At 42.1% G+C, this 16,652-nt stretch carries 8 protein-coding genes and 1 pseudogene; 5 read left to right on the top strand and 4 right to left on the bottom strand.

Going from position 1 to position 16,652, the window contains the following annotated elements:
- Positions 1–9: 9 nt before the first annotated feature.
- The gene (locus RMY64_RS15135; protein ID WP_322700467.1) at positions 10–4,281 is read left to right on the top strand and encodes a strawberry notch-like NTP hydrolase domain-containing protein; all 4,272 of its coding nucleotides are present in this window, start codon (positions 10–12) and stop codon (positions 4,279–4,281) included.
- A gap of 337 nt (positions 4,282–4,618) precedes the next feature.
- Here RMY64_RS15135 and RMY64_RS15130 read toward each other — a convergent pair whose 3' ends face one another.
- The 4 genes and pseudogenes from RMY64_RS15130 to RMY64_RS15115 all read right to left on the bottom strand — a co-directional run bounded on the left by RMY64_RS15130 (position 4,619) and on the right by RMY64_RS15115 (position 10,268).
- Positions 4,619–5,569: an RpoD/SigA family RNA polymerase sigma factor gene (locus RMY64_RS15130; RefSeq protein ID WP_322700466.1), complete on the bottom strand. Its 951-nt coding sequence runs from the start codon at positions 5,567–5,569 to the stop codon at positions 4,619–4,621.
- 89 nt (positions 5,570–5,658) lie between these two features.
- Positions 5,659–7,905 (bottom strand): annotated as a pseudogene (locus tag RMY64_RS15125) (ATP-dependent RecD-like DNA helicase).
- Between the two features lie 336 nt (positions 7,906–8,241).
- Positions 8,242–9,405 carry a ParB/RepB/Spo0J family partition protein gene (locus RMY64_RS15120; RefSeq protein WP_322700465.1) on the bottom strand — a complete coding sequence of 388 codons (1,164 nt, stop codon included), beginning with the start codon at positions 9,403–9,405 and terminating at the stop codon, positions 8,242–8,244.
- Positions 9,405–10,268, bottom strand: coding sequence for a ParA family protein (locus RMY64_RS15115; protein WP_179070150.1), 864 nt, complete (start codon positions 10,266–10,268; stop codon positions 9,405–9,407). The genes RMY64_RS15120 and RMY64_RS15115 overlap by 1 nt, the downstream gene beginning before the upstream one ends.
- Positions 10,269–11,119: 851 nt before the next feature.
- On the opposite strand from RMY64_RS15115, the gene RMY64_RS15110 reads away from it, so the two are divergent.
- The 4 genes from RMY64_RS15110 to RMY64_RS15095 all read left to right on the top strand — a co-directional run bounded on the left by RMY64_RS15110 (position 11,120) and on the right by RMY64_RS15095 (position 16,584).
- Positions 11,120–12,079: a ParM/StbA family protein gene (locus RMY64_RS15110; RefSeq protein WP_322700464.1), complete on the top strand. Its 960-nt coding sequence runs from the start codon at positions 11,120–11,122 to the stop codon at positions 12,077–12,079.
- Between the two features lie 8 nt (positions 12,080–12,087).
- The gene (locus RMY64_RS15105) at positions 12,088–12,378 is read left to right on the top strand and encodes a hypothetical protein (RefSeq protein ID WP_322700463.1); all 291 of its coding nucleotides are present in this window, start codon (positions 12,088–12,090) and stop codon (positions 12,376–12,378) included.
- A gap of 154 nt (positions 12,379–12,532) precedes the next feature.
- On the top strand, positions 12,533–15,742 hold the full coding sequence (locus RMY64_RS15100) for a DEAD/DEAH box helicase (RefSeq protein WP_322700462.1): 3,210 nt from the start codon (positions 12,533–12,535) through the stop codon (positions 15,740–15,742).
- 5 nt (positions 15,743–15,747) lie between these two features.
- Entirely contained in the window at positions 15,748–16,584 is an 837-nt protein-coding gene (locus tag RMY64_RS15095) for an SWIM zinc finger family protein (RefSeq protein ID WP_322700461.1), read from the top strand.
- The last annotated feature ends 68 nt before the right edge of the window (positions 16,585–16,652 follow it).

The raw sequence follows: 16,652 nt of genomic DNA, 5'->3' as shown, positions 1-16,652 counted from the left end.
ATAATAGATATGGTCAGCCTTATAGCCACGCAAGGAACTCTGTTTGACCTAGAAACAGTTCTGGATTATGGGCAATCAATCCTCAACGTTGCTCAAGAACTCACCAAATCACTGATTGAGCAACGGACTATCTCCACCAGGACAATCCAAGCCCAGATGAATCGCTACTTTCTAGGCACTGCTGCGTCCGGTGCGTGGCAGTGGAAAGACGCTTACGAAGCTATTGAAGTGGCGCAAATATTATATCTGCGTCAAAAAGGTTACAAGCTTTTATTAGAGTCGCCGCTAACAGTATTATTGGAATTGGAGAAGTTAGTAGCCCTCTGCCCAACGCAAACACGGCGCAGTGAAGAGTCGGTACAGCTTCAGCAATTCTCCACCCCTCTGCCGCTTGCTTATCTGGTAGCAAAAGCAGGATTTATACAAGCTACTGATTTGATTTTGGAGCCAAGTGCCGGAACTGGTTTGTTAGCACAAATGGCTAAACTGCACAGTGCAAGTCTGATGCTCAACGAGCTTGCACCCGATAGAAGTAAGATTCTGCGGCGATTATTCCCTGGTACACCATTATTCTCAGTAAACGCGGAACAAATTAACGACTATCTGATTGGCAAGACTCAGCCCTCAGTTGTGCTGATGAATCCGCCTTTCTCCGCATCTCCCAAAATTAACAGTCGCAATCCCGACGCAACAAAGAGGCATATCAACTCGGCATTGCAAAGACTGGCTGACGGTGGACGGCTGGTAACAATCACAGCCAACTGGTTCTCTCCGGCTAACCCAAGCTGGCGTGAGACTTTTGTTAGGTGGCACTCGGAAGCACGAGTTTTAATGTCAGTCGGGGTTAACGGCAAGGTTTACTCAAAACATGGGACAACTATCGACACTCGGATTACAGTGATCGACAAAGTTCCGGCTGATAATCAAAGGCAAATCCCCTGTATTCCCGAAACCTTGGACTTGCCCGAACTGCTGGCGTTGATTGAGCAGTTGCCACAGCGATCTTCGTGGGAACGCTCAGATATCAAAGCTACTGCGGCGAAGGCAATTGTTGTTCAATTGCCAAAACGCTCTGTGGTAGCTCAAGCAGAAACACTTTCTTCAATTCCAGATGTAGTTATTCTGGAATACGAAGTCGTCGAATGGTCTGCTACAGAAGGACTCAAAGATACTTTATATGAAACCTATCGCCCACAACGAATCAGAATTAAAGATGCTTTACCTCATCCCTCGCTGCTTTGCGAAAGTGCAGCCCTAGCGCTTGTCTCGCCACCACCACCCACTTACAAACCGCATCTCCCGCGAAACATTGTCTCACAAGGATTGTTATCTGAAGCACAACTTGAAAGCGTTATTTACGCAGGTCAGGCGCACGGTGAATTTCTTTCTGGGTCTTATATTGTGGATGATTCATGGGATAATGTGACTGTAGCGGCAACTGGCGAAGAAAATGCCGTAAAATTTCGGCGTGGCTGGTTTCTTGGCGATGGGACGGGAGCGGGTAAGGGTAGACAATGTGCAGGAATCATCCTCGACAACTGGTGTCAGGAACGAAGAAAAGCAATCTGGGTATCAAAGAGTTCTGCCCTAATTGAGGATGCCCGTAGAGACTGGTGTGCGCTCGAAGGTAGTGAAAAAGACATTATCGACCTGAGCAACATCAAACTTGGCGACCCCATCCCTTTCACCCAAGGCATTCTGTTCTGCACCTACTCGACTCTGCGCTCTCAAAAGAACGGCAAAAGTCGGCTTAAGCAAATCGTTGAGTGGGCAGGCAAGGACTTTGAGGGAGCGATCGCTTTCGACGAGTGCCACAGCATGGGCAATGCAATGGCACAAGAGGGCAAACTTGGTATGGTTGCAGCATCCCAGCAAGGTATTGTTGGGCTGCGGTTGCAAAACGCACTGCCATCAGCACGGGTTATCTATGTTTCTGCAACTGGTGCAACTAAAGTCTCAAATCTCTCATACGCCAATCGTCTGGGACTTTGGCAGACGGGCGACTTTCCGTTTACCTCCCGTGAGGATTTTGTGGAATCCATTGAGGGCGGTGGTATTGCAGCGATGGAAGTGGTCGCCAGGGATCTCAAGGCTTTGGGGCTGTATCTGGCGCGGAGCCTTTCATTCGAGGGAGTTGAGTATCAAACTCTCTACATTGATTTAACGCCGAGGCAGGAACGGAGCTATAACAGCTATTCCGATGCTTTTCAAGTTATTCACCATAATTTAGACAAAGCCCTGGAAGCTTGTAATATCTCTGGTGACAAAACTTACAACCGTGCTGCAAAGATGTCTGCTAAGTCGCAGTTTGAAAGCCATAAACAGAGATTCTTCAATCATCTGCTGACCGGGATGAAATGCCCAGTCCTAATCAAAGCGATTGAGCAGGATTTAGTCCAAGGTCTTGCTGTTGTCATTCAAATAGTTTCGACTAATGAAGAACTTTTGAAACGACGACTTGATGAAGTTACGGCTTCCGAATGGAAGGATCTCAATCTTGACTTGACCCCACGGGAATACGTTATGGATTACCTGATGAGTGCTTTCCCCATTCATCTGCATTCCATTCATTCTGGCGAGGATGGAGAAGAAAGATCCGAGCCAGTCTTTGACGCTGATGGCTCTCCAGTTATTTCTATTGAAGCTGTAGCCTTGAGAGATGCGTTAGTCGATAAGTTAGCAAGCCTTGATCCCATCCCCGGCGCATTAGAACAATTGCTGTGGCATTTTGGTCACAAGCAAGTGGCTGAAGTAACTGGTCGCAGTAAGCGAGTTCTCAAAGATGAATCTGGACGTTTGTTTGTTGATTCACGCGGTGCTGGCGCGAATATTGCTGAAACTGCTGCGTTTATGCAGGGTGACAAACAAATTCTCATCTTCAGTGACGCTGGTGGCACAGGCAGAAGTTATCATGCCGATCTAAATGCTGCGAATCGTCGGCGGCGATCGCATTATTTGTTGGAAGCTGGATGGAGGGCAGACAATGCAATTCAAGGGCTTGGGCGATCGCATCGCACAAACCAAGCATCAGCACCCGTGTTCAGACCTGTAACCACTAACGTCATCGGTGAACGCCGCTTTATCTCAACCATTGCCCGAAGGCTGGATAGCTTGGGCGCTCTTACTCGTGGTCAACGGCAAACAGGTGGCAATGGGATATTTGAAGCTAAGGATAATCTGGAGTCAAATTATGCAGAACACGCCCTGTATGAGTTATTCAGGCAAATATACCAAGGTCGATTTTATGAAGTGCCTTTAGGAAAGTTCGAGCAAATGACTGGACTTAGCTTAACCTCTCACGAAGGCGGGATGAAAATCGACTTGCCTCCCTTGCGGCAATTCCTCAATCGCCTGTTGGCTTTACGCATCGATATGCAAAACATCATTTTCGAGCGTTTTGAGTTATTGCTAAGTCAGCAGATTGAAGCAGCGATCGCAGCAGGGGTCTACGAGATGGGTGTAGAGACACTCCGGGCTGAGAAATTCACCATCGAAGGCCAAGAACCAGTATATACTCACCCTGGTACTGGTAGTATAACGAATTACCTCAAGGTAGAGCGACTCCAGAAAAACAACATCAAAACTGCTGACGAGATGATTGAGCTTGTCAGTATGCACCAGGGAAAACTCATGATAAATGAGAAGTCTAGAAATGCGGCAGTGGCAATCCCAACTCACAGCACGTTCGACTCTGACGGTGGCGTTATTTCGAGGATGTTGCTCATTCGCCCACAGAAAGAAACCCGTGTGCCAGTCAAAGATTTTGAATCGTCCACTTGGCGGCAGGTTTCGGCTGATACCTTTGTTGCGGCATGGTCTACTGAAGTAGACACACTGCCCAAGTTCACCACCGATTACCTGCATTTAGTGACTGGTATTTTATTGCCTATCTGGAAAATACTACCACAGCAGAATAGTCGAGTATTCCGACTACAAACCAGCGATGGACAAAAGATTCTCGGTCGTGTGGTCAATGCTAATGATATTCAAACCGTGCGCGAACAACTTGGACTCAGGAACCAGCTGCTTTCTCCAGAAGAACTTGTGAAGCTGGTACTCAACGAGAGATATACACAGCAGTTGCCGGGTGGTGTAACCTTGCGAGGTTCTTTCATTGCTAATGAACCTCGCATAGAACTAGTTAATGCTGTCTCACTGGCAGAGCGACTTTTAGCTGTGGGATGCTTCACCGAGATCATCAACTGGCAAAAGCGGGTATTCATTCCGGTTTCAGACAAAGCCCCAGCTATTCTAGCGGCTGTGATTGAAATCTTGGGATAAGTCAAAAGCTGATGTATTTAGTAGATACATCAGCTTATTTTTCGCTCAAACAAGAGGGTGATGGTTTCACATTTTGTACCAAAAAAGGGGCAGATATAGCGTAGCTGACACCAGGGGCAAAATAGTACAAATTTACCTAAAACCGAGGTTTGTAGTATGCCAATGACAAAGCTAAAGCCCTTATTCTTTTGTTACAGCTTTCACTTGGATAATTTATCTAAAAACAATAGCTAAAAAGCTTATACACTAATGCTTTCCGCCTATCTTCCCCCTAGTGTCAGCTACGTCAAACTTTTCGGTCTACTGAAATTTGTACAACTTATTTTTACATGATGGGTTAATCAAATAAATACTCTTGCATGTCGTTTTGTCGATGGCGGAGAATGCTTATAGCTTTGACCTGGATTTGACGAATCCTTTCTCGGCTAAGGTTTAGCTGTTGGCCAATCTGAGCGAGATTGAAATGCTGATCATTCTCTAGCCCAAAGCTTAAAGTCAACACTTGACGCTGTATAGGTGTCAATGGTTCTAAGAATTTAGCTACGTCTTGCGATAGAAGTTCTTGGGTGAGCAGTTTTTCTGGCGAAGCGCCAACGTCTGCTAAAATTTCGCCCAATTCTGTCTCTTTCTCGTCTCCGACTTGTTTATTCAAAGAGATGGCTGTGCGAGAAGCACTGAGATATTCTCGAAGCTTACCTGGGCTGATGTTTAATGATGCAGCCACTTCTTCAGCACTAGCATGACGACCAAGTTTTTGAAAGCTTTCTCGCTGCACTTTTTTAATTTTATTAAGTATTTCAGTCAGGTGAACAGGCAATCTAATAGTGCGCGATTGTTCTGCTATTGCTCTGGTTATAGCTTGACTAATCCACCAGTAGGCGTAGGTTGATAGCTTATAGCCCCGGTTGGGATCAAACTTTTCTATACCCCGTTGTAAACCGATCGCTCCTTCTTGGATCAAATCTAGAAATTCCAAATTGCGGTTCTGGTATTTCTTGGCAACAGATACTACCAATCGCAGGTTAGCTGTTACCATTTTTTGTTTGGCTTTTTGTCCAAGGTGTAGTGCTGCTCGGACTTGTGCTTCGGTTTTTTCGACAGCATTAGCTAATTGAGTCAAAGTTGGTTCACGGTCTAGCTGTTGGGTGAGTTCATTTTTAGATTGCTCAATGGCAATCATTTCTTGTACCTGTCTACCATAAGCAATTTCTTCCTCTGGCTTTAATAAAGGATACTGACCAATTTCCTGCAAATAGATGCGAACCATATCGGAACTCAGGCTGGACATACAAACTCAACACTTTTTTAAACCAAGGAATTTAAAAGTATAAATCAAATAGCTCAATAAAGTTTTCTATTTTTAATAATCAAAATTCATCACCAATGCAGTCCTGGGTGAAGTAACCTCTGCTGTAACCGTGTGTACCTTTGTTGGTCATCAGTAGAGCGCACTGCTAGAGATATCGCTTTTTTTGCGCCAACTACGATCGCTAACTTCTTGGCACGAGTTATACCAGTGTAAAACAGGTTTCGGGTTAACATCATATAGTGCTGCATATAGATTGGCAGAACTATCACCGGATATTCTGAGCCTTGGCTTTTATAAATAGAAATGCTCCAGGCAAGGGCAATTTCATTCAGGTCAGCGTAATCGTAAACCACAGTCCGCTCACCATACAGTACTGTAACTTCCTGCTCGACAGTATCAATGGTGAGGATTATTCCCAAGTCGCCGTTGAAAACTTCGCGGTTGTAGTCGTTGGTTAGCTGGATGATGCGATCGCCCTCGCGTAATAAATTTCCACCTCTGTTAATCTCCACCTTGTTGGGGCTGAGTGGATTAATCAACTGCTGCAACACGGTATTAAGATTGCGAGTCCCTACCAAGCCCCGCGACATTGGACAAAGTACTTGCACATCAGTAGCAGGATTAAAACCCAGCCGTGGAATCAAATCGGTAATCAACTCGCAGATTGCCTGTACACCATGTTCGGGCTGATGTCCGCCGCCGTGCCAAATACAGTCGGACACAGGATTGTCGGAGATTGGCTCGATTGTGAGATAAATTCCTCGATTAATCTGGTGGGCGGCGGTGATAATTGCGCTCTGTTGAGCTTGGCGAAATACCTGGGTTAACCGCACTACTGGCACACGACCAGAATTAATCAAATCAGCAAGTATTTGACCTGGGCCCACAGATGGTAGCTGGTCAATGTCACCCACCAACAACAGTAGAGCGCCAGCTAATACTGCTTTAACCAAGGAGTGAGCCAGAAACAAATCAAGCATCGAAGCTTCGTCAGCGATAATTGCCGTGTGGGGTAAAGGATTTTCGCTATCGCGCTTGAAACCCCTTGAGCGGGGGTCAAATTCTAACAAGCGATGTATGGTTTTGGCTTCTAGCCCAGTCATTTCACCCAAACGTTGAGCAGCCCGTCCAGTGGGTGCAGCAAGAGCAATAGATTTACCCATTGCTTTCCATAGACTAACTATTGTATGGGTAGTGAAAGTTTTCCCCACGCCAGGGCCACCAGTGAGGATCATGATTTTGGAGTAGGCTGCTGTCTCTACAGCTTGGCGTTGCTGTTCTGAAAGCTGAATTTTCCGGCTAACAGTAAAGCGGTCAATCCAATCACGCACGCGCTCAATGTCAGTATCAACAGGCTTTTCTAAGCGTTGGCGTATCAGTTGAGCTAAATTCTGTTCCGTATGGAAGTAAGTTGGCTTGTAGCAAAGTAGTGTTTTCTGTTCATCCCGCTCTCTAATCAGGTCATCTGCGAGAGCCATATCTTTAATAATCATCGCAACCGCTTCTTCTGTGGGCTGATGAGATTCGGTTGTCACCAGTTTGATTACCGACTCAATTAGTTCGCTTTGTGGCAGGTAACAGTGGCCATCTTCGGCAGCTTCACTTAGGCAATGGATAATCCCCGCACGGTAACGAAATTCTGAGTCTGGTACAATTCCTATATTTATCGCAATCTTGTCAGCAGTCAGAAAGCCAATACCGTAGATGTCGGCTGCTAACCGGTACGGATTTTTGGTAACAGTGGCAATTGCCTCATCTTTATACTGCTTATAAATTTTGACTGCATAAGTGGTAGAAACGCCATGTCCTTAGAGAAACACCATCACTTCTTTAATAGCTTTCTGAGTTGACCAAGCGTTTTTGATGAGAGTGATCCGCTTTTTGGCAATACCCTGGACTTCAATCAGTCGTTCAATCTGGTTTTCGATGATGTCCAGGGTTTCAAGTCCAAAGTGAGCTACGATGCGCTTGGCTGTGACTGGCCCAACACCTTTAATTAGTCCACTACCGAGATATTTCTCAATTCCGGTGAGAGTGGCTGGTTTGGTTTCTTGGTAATTGATGACTTGGAACTGTGGCCCAAACTGAGGATGGTCACGCCAAAAACCCGTAAGCTGTAGAGTTTGACCAGGTTGAATATTAGCAAAGCTGCCAACAATTGTTGTGAGTTCGGTGCTACGGGGACGGGTCAGCCTTGCCACAGTGTAACCCGATTCAGCAGAGTAAAAAGTTAGGCGTTCTACGACTCCGGTGATTGTCTCGTGTTGAGGAAAGGCGCTTACTTGTTGAGGGGAAAGATTAGGGGGAGTGGACATTGCTTATGATCAGATGCCGCACATCATTATAATACTGGGAGTGGAGCTATCGTAGTACATAAATACTATATAGCATCCCCAACATTAGTGTCATCGACAACTCACCCTAATTTCCCTTCATCACTCCTACCTATATGTCATAGCTCTAGGTTTCCTTTTCTTAAATGAGATTACTGAATATTTGGGTGCTTGAAGAGGGCAGTAGCTTTCGCAGTAAAGCAATCCTGCTTATATCTATTATCAACGAGGTGAGCAAAAACGTTTAGAACAAAGTAGATGACACCTTGAATTGGTAACTCACTTTGTCAGGGATAACTATATTACAAAAACTGCTTACTACATCAGAGTTTTAATCTCATCGAGCTTTTCTTGAAGGACTTGGCGTAGTTTAATAAGTCGTGTCTGTTCCAATATTTTTAAATTTATTGACTGGATATCCTTAATAGTTTTGTCCATCTGTTTGTTCTGCTTGGCTTTAGAATTAGAAGTACTATACTGCTCTAGAGTTTGCTTAACTAGTGTTTTAGTTTGGCTCAATGATAGTTTTTCTTCGATGACTCGATTAGTTACCTGAGTACGAATCATCAAAGCTTTAGATTCATCAATCTTCATCTGTTCAGAGGATAATTTATTGAGTTCTCTTACTTTGCTGGTTTCTAACCCTTCAGAGCGAATGACATTTTTGAGGTCTTCCGGCACTTTAAGAAGAGGAAAGATATTGTTATTAATCGATACCGGATTGAGTTGTAGTCCTAACAAAACTGAGACAATCTCATGTTCCTCATGTTCCTTGAAATCAGATGTTTCTAGCCATTCTTGCTGTGTCATCAAATCAGAATCTTTAATCAGTGCGAGATATTGAAGCTTCTTGCTGCGGATTAGTCGGTTAATGAAAGCATTCAAAAACTTTGGAATCTCGTCTTCTCGTCCGCTCAGATCGGGATACTTATAAATAATTAATCGAATAAGAGCAGTTGCTAAGTCAAGGTCATGAAGTTTTTGGGAGTGAATACTACTTACTAGTTGACCCTCAAAAACTACGACTTCATCTGAAGTTTCTTCTTTAGGTAGAAAGACAGCTTTCAGTTTTGTCATTCCAGCAAATGGAGCTGACCTCCATCTGAGTTCTCCATCAAATATTTTGTAGCGTCCATCAAGTTGTGGAATAAGCACTATTGGGTTTTGCTGACCTTGCCGACGCAGACTTTCTGCTCGTTCTTGGATTACTAATTGAGGAAACGTTTGTCTCGGTTGAGCCGGATCGGGATCTATAAGATTTACTGCAATTTCATGTATCCCTCCTTGAGTAGCCAGTTGATTAGTGAGTTGCTCAATTTGTTCCTCTAATGTAGTTTTTTCTTCTGAACTAAATACATTTGTTCGCAACTGTATAATTTCTACTTCGAGTTTCTCTATCTGACTTTTAAGTTGGTGAATTTGCTGAGACTGACCTGCTTGGCCAAACAGTTGACTAATTTCTACAGGTTTTTTACTTGGCATTACAGTTCCTCTGTCATCAATTTAATTAAGCTAGTTACAATAGGTTTAAAGTCTTCACTAGCATCATAACCAGGTCGATATAAATTTAAGGGTAATCCAGAGCCGCTAGCTTTAAGGTAGTAATTAGATTCTCGAATGTAGGGAAAGCATCGGATTCCCATCTGTTTAATTAGAAAGGGAAGAGTTCTCTCAGGCTCAATATCAGTTCTGAGGTTGCCTTTTTTGTCTAAACCTAAAATATCTCGATGTGCCCCAACGCCATATAAATCTACTCGTGTAGGTACAAACCCTAATATTTCAGGTTGAGGTTTCAATCTCAAATCGTCTACTTTACTATAGAACCAATCTAAAAAACCTGCGAAAGCTCCTGTATCTTTATATTCTGGTTTGATAGGAACAAGCACATGTGTAGAAGCTGCTAGTGCAATCAGACCCATAGGCTCTAAGGAAGCAGGAGTATCAAAAATAATCAAATCGCTATTTAAGGGAAAATCTTCTAATCTATCTTTCAGTGTGTAGTGACGGCGATTATAGTTATATATTTCTGCAATGCTTTCTTCGAGAAATTTTCCTCCTTGAATAGCCGTCACCGTGGGAAGATGTTCTGTCCAAAGTGGAACAAGTGGGTAGTCACCTGTAAATGTTTTTTTGAAGACAGCAGCTAGAGACTGCTCCATTGATGCTGGTGCAAGCCTTGCAAAAATACATAGTGAGCCGTTTTGATCGAGTTCTATTAGGGTAACTTTGTAGCCTTTGGCACCTACAGCATATGCTAAATGGGTTGCTACCGTGGTTTTACCTGACCCGCCTGCATTACTAGCAATTGTTAGCCGGATCTGCTTTTTAACTGTTTTCTTTTTCATTACAATGTCTTTTAAAACTCAAATCTTTATAGTGGCAACTTGAGACATAATATACGGGTCGGTTATGAAACTAACATTAGTTTCATAACCTTGTATATGGCTAAGGTTAATTTCTTCTGCTCTAAGATTCGCTAATTACTACTGTTCTAGCACCTACCAGTAGCCCACCAATAACATCTTTGAGGTGTAACTGTGGGAAGATATCAGAAAAAAAGGAACATAGCATTGGACTAGCCAATTACAAAGGTTAAACTTTTCCACTCCCATTTGTAGATCAGTTGCCCCTTATTGAGTCAAATCCAGCAGTTATAGGTTATTCCAGCAATATTTTTTAGCTACTCCAACCTTCCCTTCTTTACGCACTGCACCCCTGCGAATGTCTCGGATGATGCAGGTTTAATTGAGATATTAACTCTCAACATCGCTTATTTCCAGTCAGAACCCGTCGCTACTCCCAAAATCACGATCCTGCTAGACCACGCTTATCACCCTGAACATCTTATAGAGGCATTGAAGTATAAATCAAACAGCCAACCATCTAATTTAATTTCTGCTACGTTGATAAAAAAGATTTCAAAAAATCCTATTGGGGGTTACATGGGGGCTATATATACCCCAACAGTATTTCGGGACTTTAATGGTATTTTGACTCCTATATAGGGCACATATAGGTGCTAAATGGGGTACATTTAACTATCTAAGATTTTGTACCCCACTTAGCCCCCAACGGGTTATGATAAGCTCTTGAGTCTGGATCAAAAAGGGGTAGTTCTTTTATTCTTCTCTCCCCTGCTCCCCCAAATTACCTGAACAGATAATTTTCAAAAATTAAAGTGTATTACTTGGAGCCTATGTCAAACATTCACACCTTACAAAAAATTTTTCCTGCGGGTTTCGATAACGGTTATGGAAGTCTCAAACTTTTAGTCGAAGGCTTTGAAGTAGTTCGTGTCCCCAGCTATATTTCTACAGCAGAAATGGAAGATGTACCAGGGCGCGTAGTTTTTAACGGTACTGCTTATACAGTGGGAGAATCAGCTTACCGTACAGGAAATTATTTTGACCGCAACACAGACAATAATGAAAACAAAGTCAACAACGCATTATTGACTTTATTGGGTGCATTGGCACATCTCCCACACCGTAAGGCTTGGCACTTAAAGTTAGTTGTCAGTTTACATGATGTCGGTCTGGCTGAAGAATTACAAAAAGTACTCAATGGAGAATATCAGCCAATACTTGCTGGCAAGCAATCAGACGTGAAAGTAGAAGTGCTAAAAGTTGTACTAGAGGGTATGGGTGCATTATTTGGGCATCCACTACCCAAAAAATTAACCATTTTAGACTTTGGTAATGGTACGACTTTGTATTCTCGTTACAACCGGGGTCAGCGAGAAGTTCACACTGCTTACCCCATCGGTGTAGAAGTTCTCATCGATGATATCTCCCAAAAAATGAAACATTTGAATGGCGGAAAAATCGGAGATCCTTCCATTATCCGATTTTGTTTAGAAATGGGGCATACCCGATACAGCCGTGACATCGATATCAAAGATGTTTACAGTACTTGTTTGAAAGATTGGTATGAAAAATACTTAAAGAAAGCGGTGAATCTGACATTTGATGCCAAACACCAGGGGGATGAAATCTGGGCGATTGGTGGAGGCTGCCTTTTACCAGGGTTCAAGAAGCTTTTAGAGAAAAACGGTTTCAAAATTTTGGACAATCCGGTGGAAGCTAATGTCTTTGGGCTTCTAGAAATGGCGAAAACCATTAGCAGCAAAAATCTAACGGGCACATCTCTTAAGTGAATATAACTATGGCAGATAAAAAAGACTTAGCACCGGAAAAAGTTCGCCTTAAAGATAATTACCGAGAGCGCATATTTGCAGAATCGCAAAAACTAGATAAAAGTTACCTGGACACGCTTTACTTTATAGTTGATTGCTCTTTTGTTTTCATCAAGGCTGGATTACCTGCACAACTTTTACCTAACTCACCTTTTAATACTGAATCAAACCAACTTACGTCTTGGACTCAAACTCCATTTGCAGACGAGAAAGAAGAGGATTCTGATGGAGAAACATTCAGCCTTGACTTTGATTTGTAGCCAACATGTAGGATTTATGTCTGATTTCTGAACAAGCGATCGCACGATAGCGTCATCGCTTTCTTTTGCATAAAGAAGATAATTCTAGCACCTCTGTTTGCTAAAGTAATTCTAAGGCGCGTGAATTTTCTAACAATCCAGAGGCATTATAACTATGAGAATACTTCATGGCACCTGGATACCAAACGAGGAAACTGACTTTATTCAGTCAGGGTCTTTTTACTTGTGGGTAGAAACTCAATTATCTCAAAAAAGTTACACCAATACTCAACAAATTCATCCTGGACATTTGGTTAAATCCGAATTAATCGCCTTTTTAGTACAGGAATTGGGAATTAAAGAAGACAATACTGAATTTGTCCAACGCATAGCTCCTAAATACTTTGCCTTACCAACCACCAACAATCAGCCCCTACCCTCACCAGAATTAACCAAGTATTTAGAAATTGAGTTGACTGATAGCTATGAAGAATTCCAATATTGGCAGATTGATTGTTATGAAACGGTAGTGTCTACCAAAAATGGAACCGCACTTAATATTATTAAACTACTTAAAGATATCCATTTTTTAGCAATATATAATGTGGAGAAGTTTCAAATTGGCTCAGATTTATTATTTTGGTATCATTACACTCAAAGTTTTAAACAAGTAATTCTCAAAGACCAATTTATTCCCGCCCTAAAATATCGACAGTTATCATCGGAAAATCCGAAGAAAAAAGGCAAAAGCAAGACTGATAAAGCAGCATTTGAAATTTATGCCACCTGGGAAATTATTTCGGAACAATATGAAGCAAATATTCTTAAATATATTGACTATATGCCACTAATATGTGTGGCAGGTAAAGCAACAGTTAGTTATCCTATTGAGTTTTTTGATCGAGAAACACTATTGCGTCACTTTTCCGAATATGTACTTGACGATTTAGTGACTCACACCCCATCTACAGCCGCTTTTGACAAACAAATTGCTGATTCTCTAATTGAGTCTTGCTTTTCTCCTCGTCAGCATAACCCACTAACAACAAATACTGCCCTCGAGGAATATCAGCAATGGTTGGTGTGGAAAACCAAAATTACTCGTACTCAATCTGATTCACCTTTTCATCTGTGCTTCCAGTTACATTCTCCTTCATCGTCACAAATAGACAATTGGCAAATTCAATTTCTAGTAGCGAGTAAACAAGATCCATCCTTGAAGTTAGCGTTAGCAGACTACTGGACAATGAATCAATTTACTAAAACTGGTGTACATAAAGATTTTGGTAAAGATTTTGAAACAAATTTACTGCTGAATCTGGGGTATGCAGCCAGGATGTATCCCAAACTATGGCTTGGGTTGGAAACAGCGAGTCCAATCGCAATGCAACTTACTTTAGATGAAGCATTTGACTTCCTTACTGAAAGTGCTTGGGTTTTAGAAGACTCAGGATTCAAAGTAATTGTACCTGCTTGGTATACTCCCACAGGTCGTCGCCGCGCCAAAATTCGCCTCAAAGCATCGGGTAGCAAACTTGCTGCAACGAAAGGGGAAACAAAAAGCTATTTTGGCTTAGACTCACTAGTGGAGTATCAATATGAGTTAGCGATTGGGAAGCAAACTGTCACACCTATTGAATGGGAACAACTGATTAATGCTAAAACTCCCCTAGTGCATTTTCGCGGTCAATGGATGGAATTAGACCGAGATAAAATGCAGCAGTTACTCGAATTTTGGCAGTCCCACGGTAACGAACAACCCCAGATGACCTTACTGGAGTTTCTACAACGCAGTGCTGAATTGGGGTCAGAATGGGAAATTGAACATGATGAAGCTTTGTCAGAGATGATAGCAAAGCTACAAGATAAAAGTCGCCTAGAACCAATTTCTGAACTTGATAATCTGCAAGGCACCCTCCGAGAATATCAAAAGCGTGGTGTTTCCTGGCTACAATATCTGGAAAATTTGGGATTAAATGGCTGTTTGGCAGACGATATGGGTTTAGGTAAATCCGTGCAGGTGATTGCCCGATTAGTGCAAGAGAAGGAGTTACATTCAGCTCTGAAAATAGGAGAAAAAATTACTTCTTTATCTGCCCTGCCCACACTTTTAATTGCTCCGACTTCTGTTGTTGGCAACTGGCAGAAGGAAATTGCCAAATTTGCACCTCATTTAAAAACTATGGTGCATCATGGTAGCACTAGGCTGCAAAATCTAGCTGATTTCAAAGCTGCTTGTAAACAAAACGATGTGATAATTAGCTCCTTTACTTTAGTCCGCAAAGATGAAAAGTTATTGAGCGGCATCGAGTGGCAACGAATAATCATAGATGAGGCACAAAATATTAAAAATCCGAAAGCTGCCCAAACTAAAGCTATTTTAAAACTAAGAGCTAAACATCGGCTGGCATTAACAGGCACTCCTGTAGAAAACCGCTTACTGGATTTATGGTCAATTTTTAATTTTCTCAATCCTGGTTACTTGGGTAAAGAAGCCCAGTTTCGGAAAATCTTCGAGATTCCGATTCAAAAAGACAATGACCGCGTGAAATCTGCTACCTTGAAAAAACTGGTAGAACCTCTAATTCTGCGAAGGTTAAAAACTGACCAATCTATTATTAATGACTTGCCAGATAAAGTGGAACAAAAACTCTACACCAACCTGACCAAAGAGCAAGCATCGCTTTATGAAGTGGTGGTACTAGATGTAGAAAAACAATTGCAATCAGCAGAGGGAATTCAGCGCAAAGGATTGATTCTTTCAACTCTGATGAAATTGAAGCAGATTTGTAATCATCCAGCCCAATTTCTGCAAGATGGGAGTGATTTTTCACCACTACGTTCCCACAAACTCAGTCGGTTAGCAGAGATGGTTGAGGAGGCAGTTGATGAAGGAGAAAGTTTACTCATTTTTAGTCAATTTACGGAAGTGGGTGAGAAGATTGAAAAACATCTCAAACACAGTCTGCATTGCAATACTTACTATTTGCATGGTGGTACTAGTCGCCCACGTCGAGAACAAATGATTACCGAATTTCAAGACCCAAATACAGAACCATCGGTTTTTATCCTTTCCTTGAAAGCAGGGGGTGTAGGTATCACCCTCACGAAAGCCAACCATGTCTTTCACTTTGACCGTTGGTGGAACCCAGCAGTTGAAGACCAAGCAACTGACCGTGCTTTCCGTATTGGTCAGAAAAAGAATGTCTTTGTGCATAAATTTGTTGCTATTGGAACTCTAGAAGAGAGAATTGACCAAATGATTGAAGATAAGAAAAAACTTTCTAATGCTGTTGTTGGTAGCGATGAATCTTGGCTCACCGAATTAGATAATGAAGCCTTTAAGCGGTTGATTTCATTGAACAAGAGTGCAATTTTGGAGTAGATATTATGGCTAAATTTAGTCGAACTTGGTGGGGAGATCGCTTTATTCAAGCACTAGAAGCTTTTACAGATGATAACCGACTCAAAAGAGGACGGTCTTATGCTAGCGGTGGTAAAGTCAAAAGCTTTGAGATTGACTTAAATAACATTACTGCCAAAGTCCGAGGCTCAGTTAATCCCTATTTTGGAGTCTACAAAGAACCAACTTATAATATAGAGATTCAGATTACACCTATTGCTAAAACCCGTTGGAATGAAGCTATCCAAAAGCTTTCTTCTAAAGCCAGCATCATTTCTCGATTGCTGCTAAATGAAGTCCCGGAAAATATTGAAGATACTTTCTCTCATTTGGGACTACATTTATTGCCCCATAGTAGTAAGGATTTCAAAACTAAATGCTCTTGCCCTGATTATGCCAATCCCTGTAAGCACATTGCTGGAGTTTACTATTTAGTAGCTTCTCAATTAGATAATAATCCCTGGTTGTTATTTGAATTACGGGGATTATCGAAAGCAGAACTTCAAGCCAAACTAGCTGATTCTCCTTTGGGAAAAGCTCTCTCTGAGGAATTAAATACTAAAGAAATTCCTTTAGAACTTTCTAATTCGCTGTACACTCAGCTAGAAAAACAATCTCTTAACCAAATGCCAAATGCCAGAGAATTTTGGTTAGGTACAAAACGATTACCACAAACTATTGAAGTGGCGACTCCAGGTAGTATCTGTGCAATTTTGATTAATAAACAAGGGGATTTTCCTGATTTCTGGCACAATGATGCTTCCTTTATTGAAACAATGGAAGAACTGTATCAGCGAGTCAAAACCAAAAATCATCAGTTCTGATTTCAGGGCTGTTGAAGAAGAATTCAGCTATTCTGAATTAAGACGCTCTCTACGAAACGCTAAAAGCG

The organism is Nostoc sp. DedQUE08 (assembly GCF_034530895.1).
GTDB lineage: Bacteria > Cyanobacteriota > Cyanobacteriia > Cyanobacteriales > Nostocaceae > Nostoc.
This window is presented reverse-complemented; position numbering and strand designations above follow the sequence as displayed.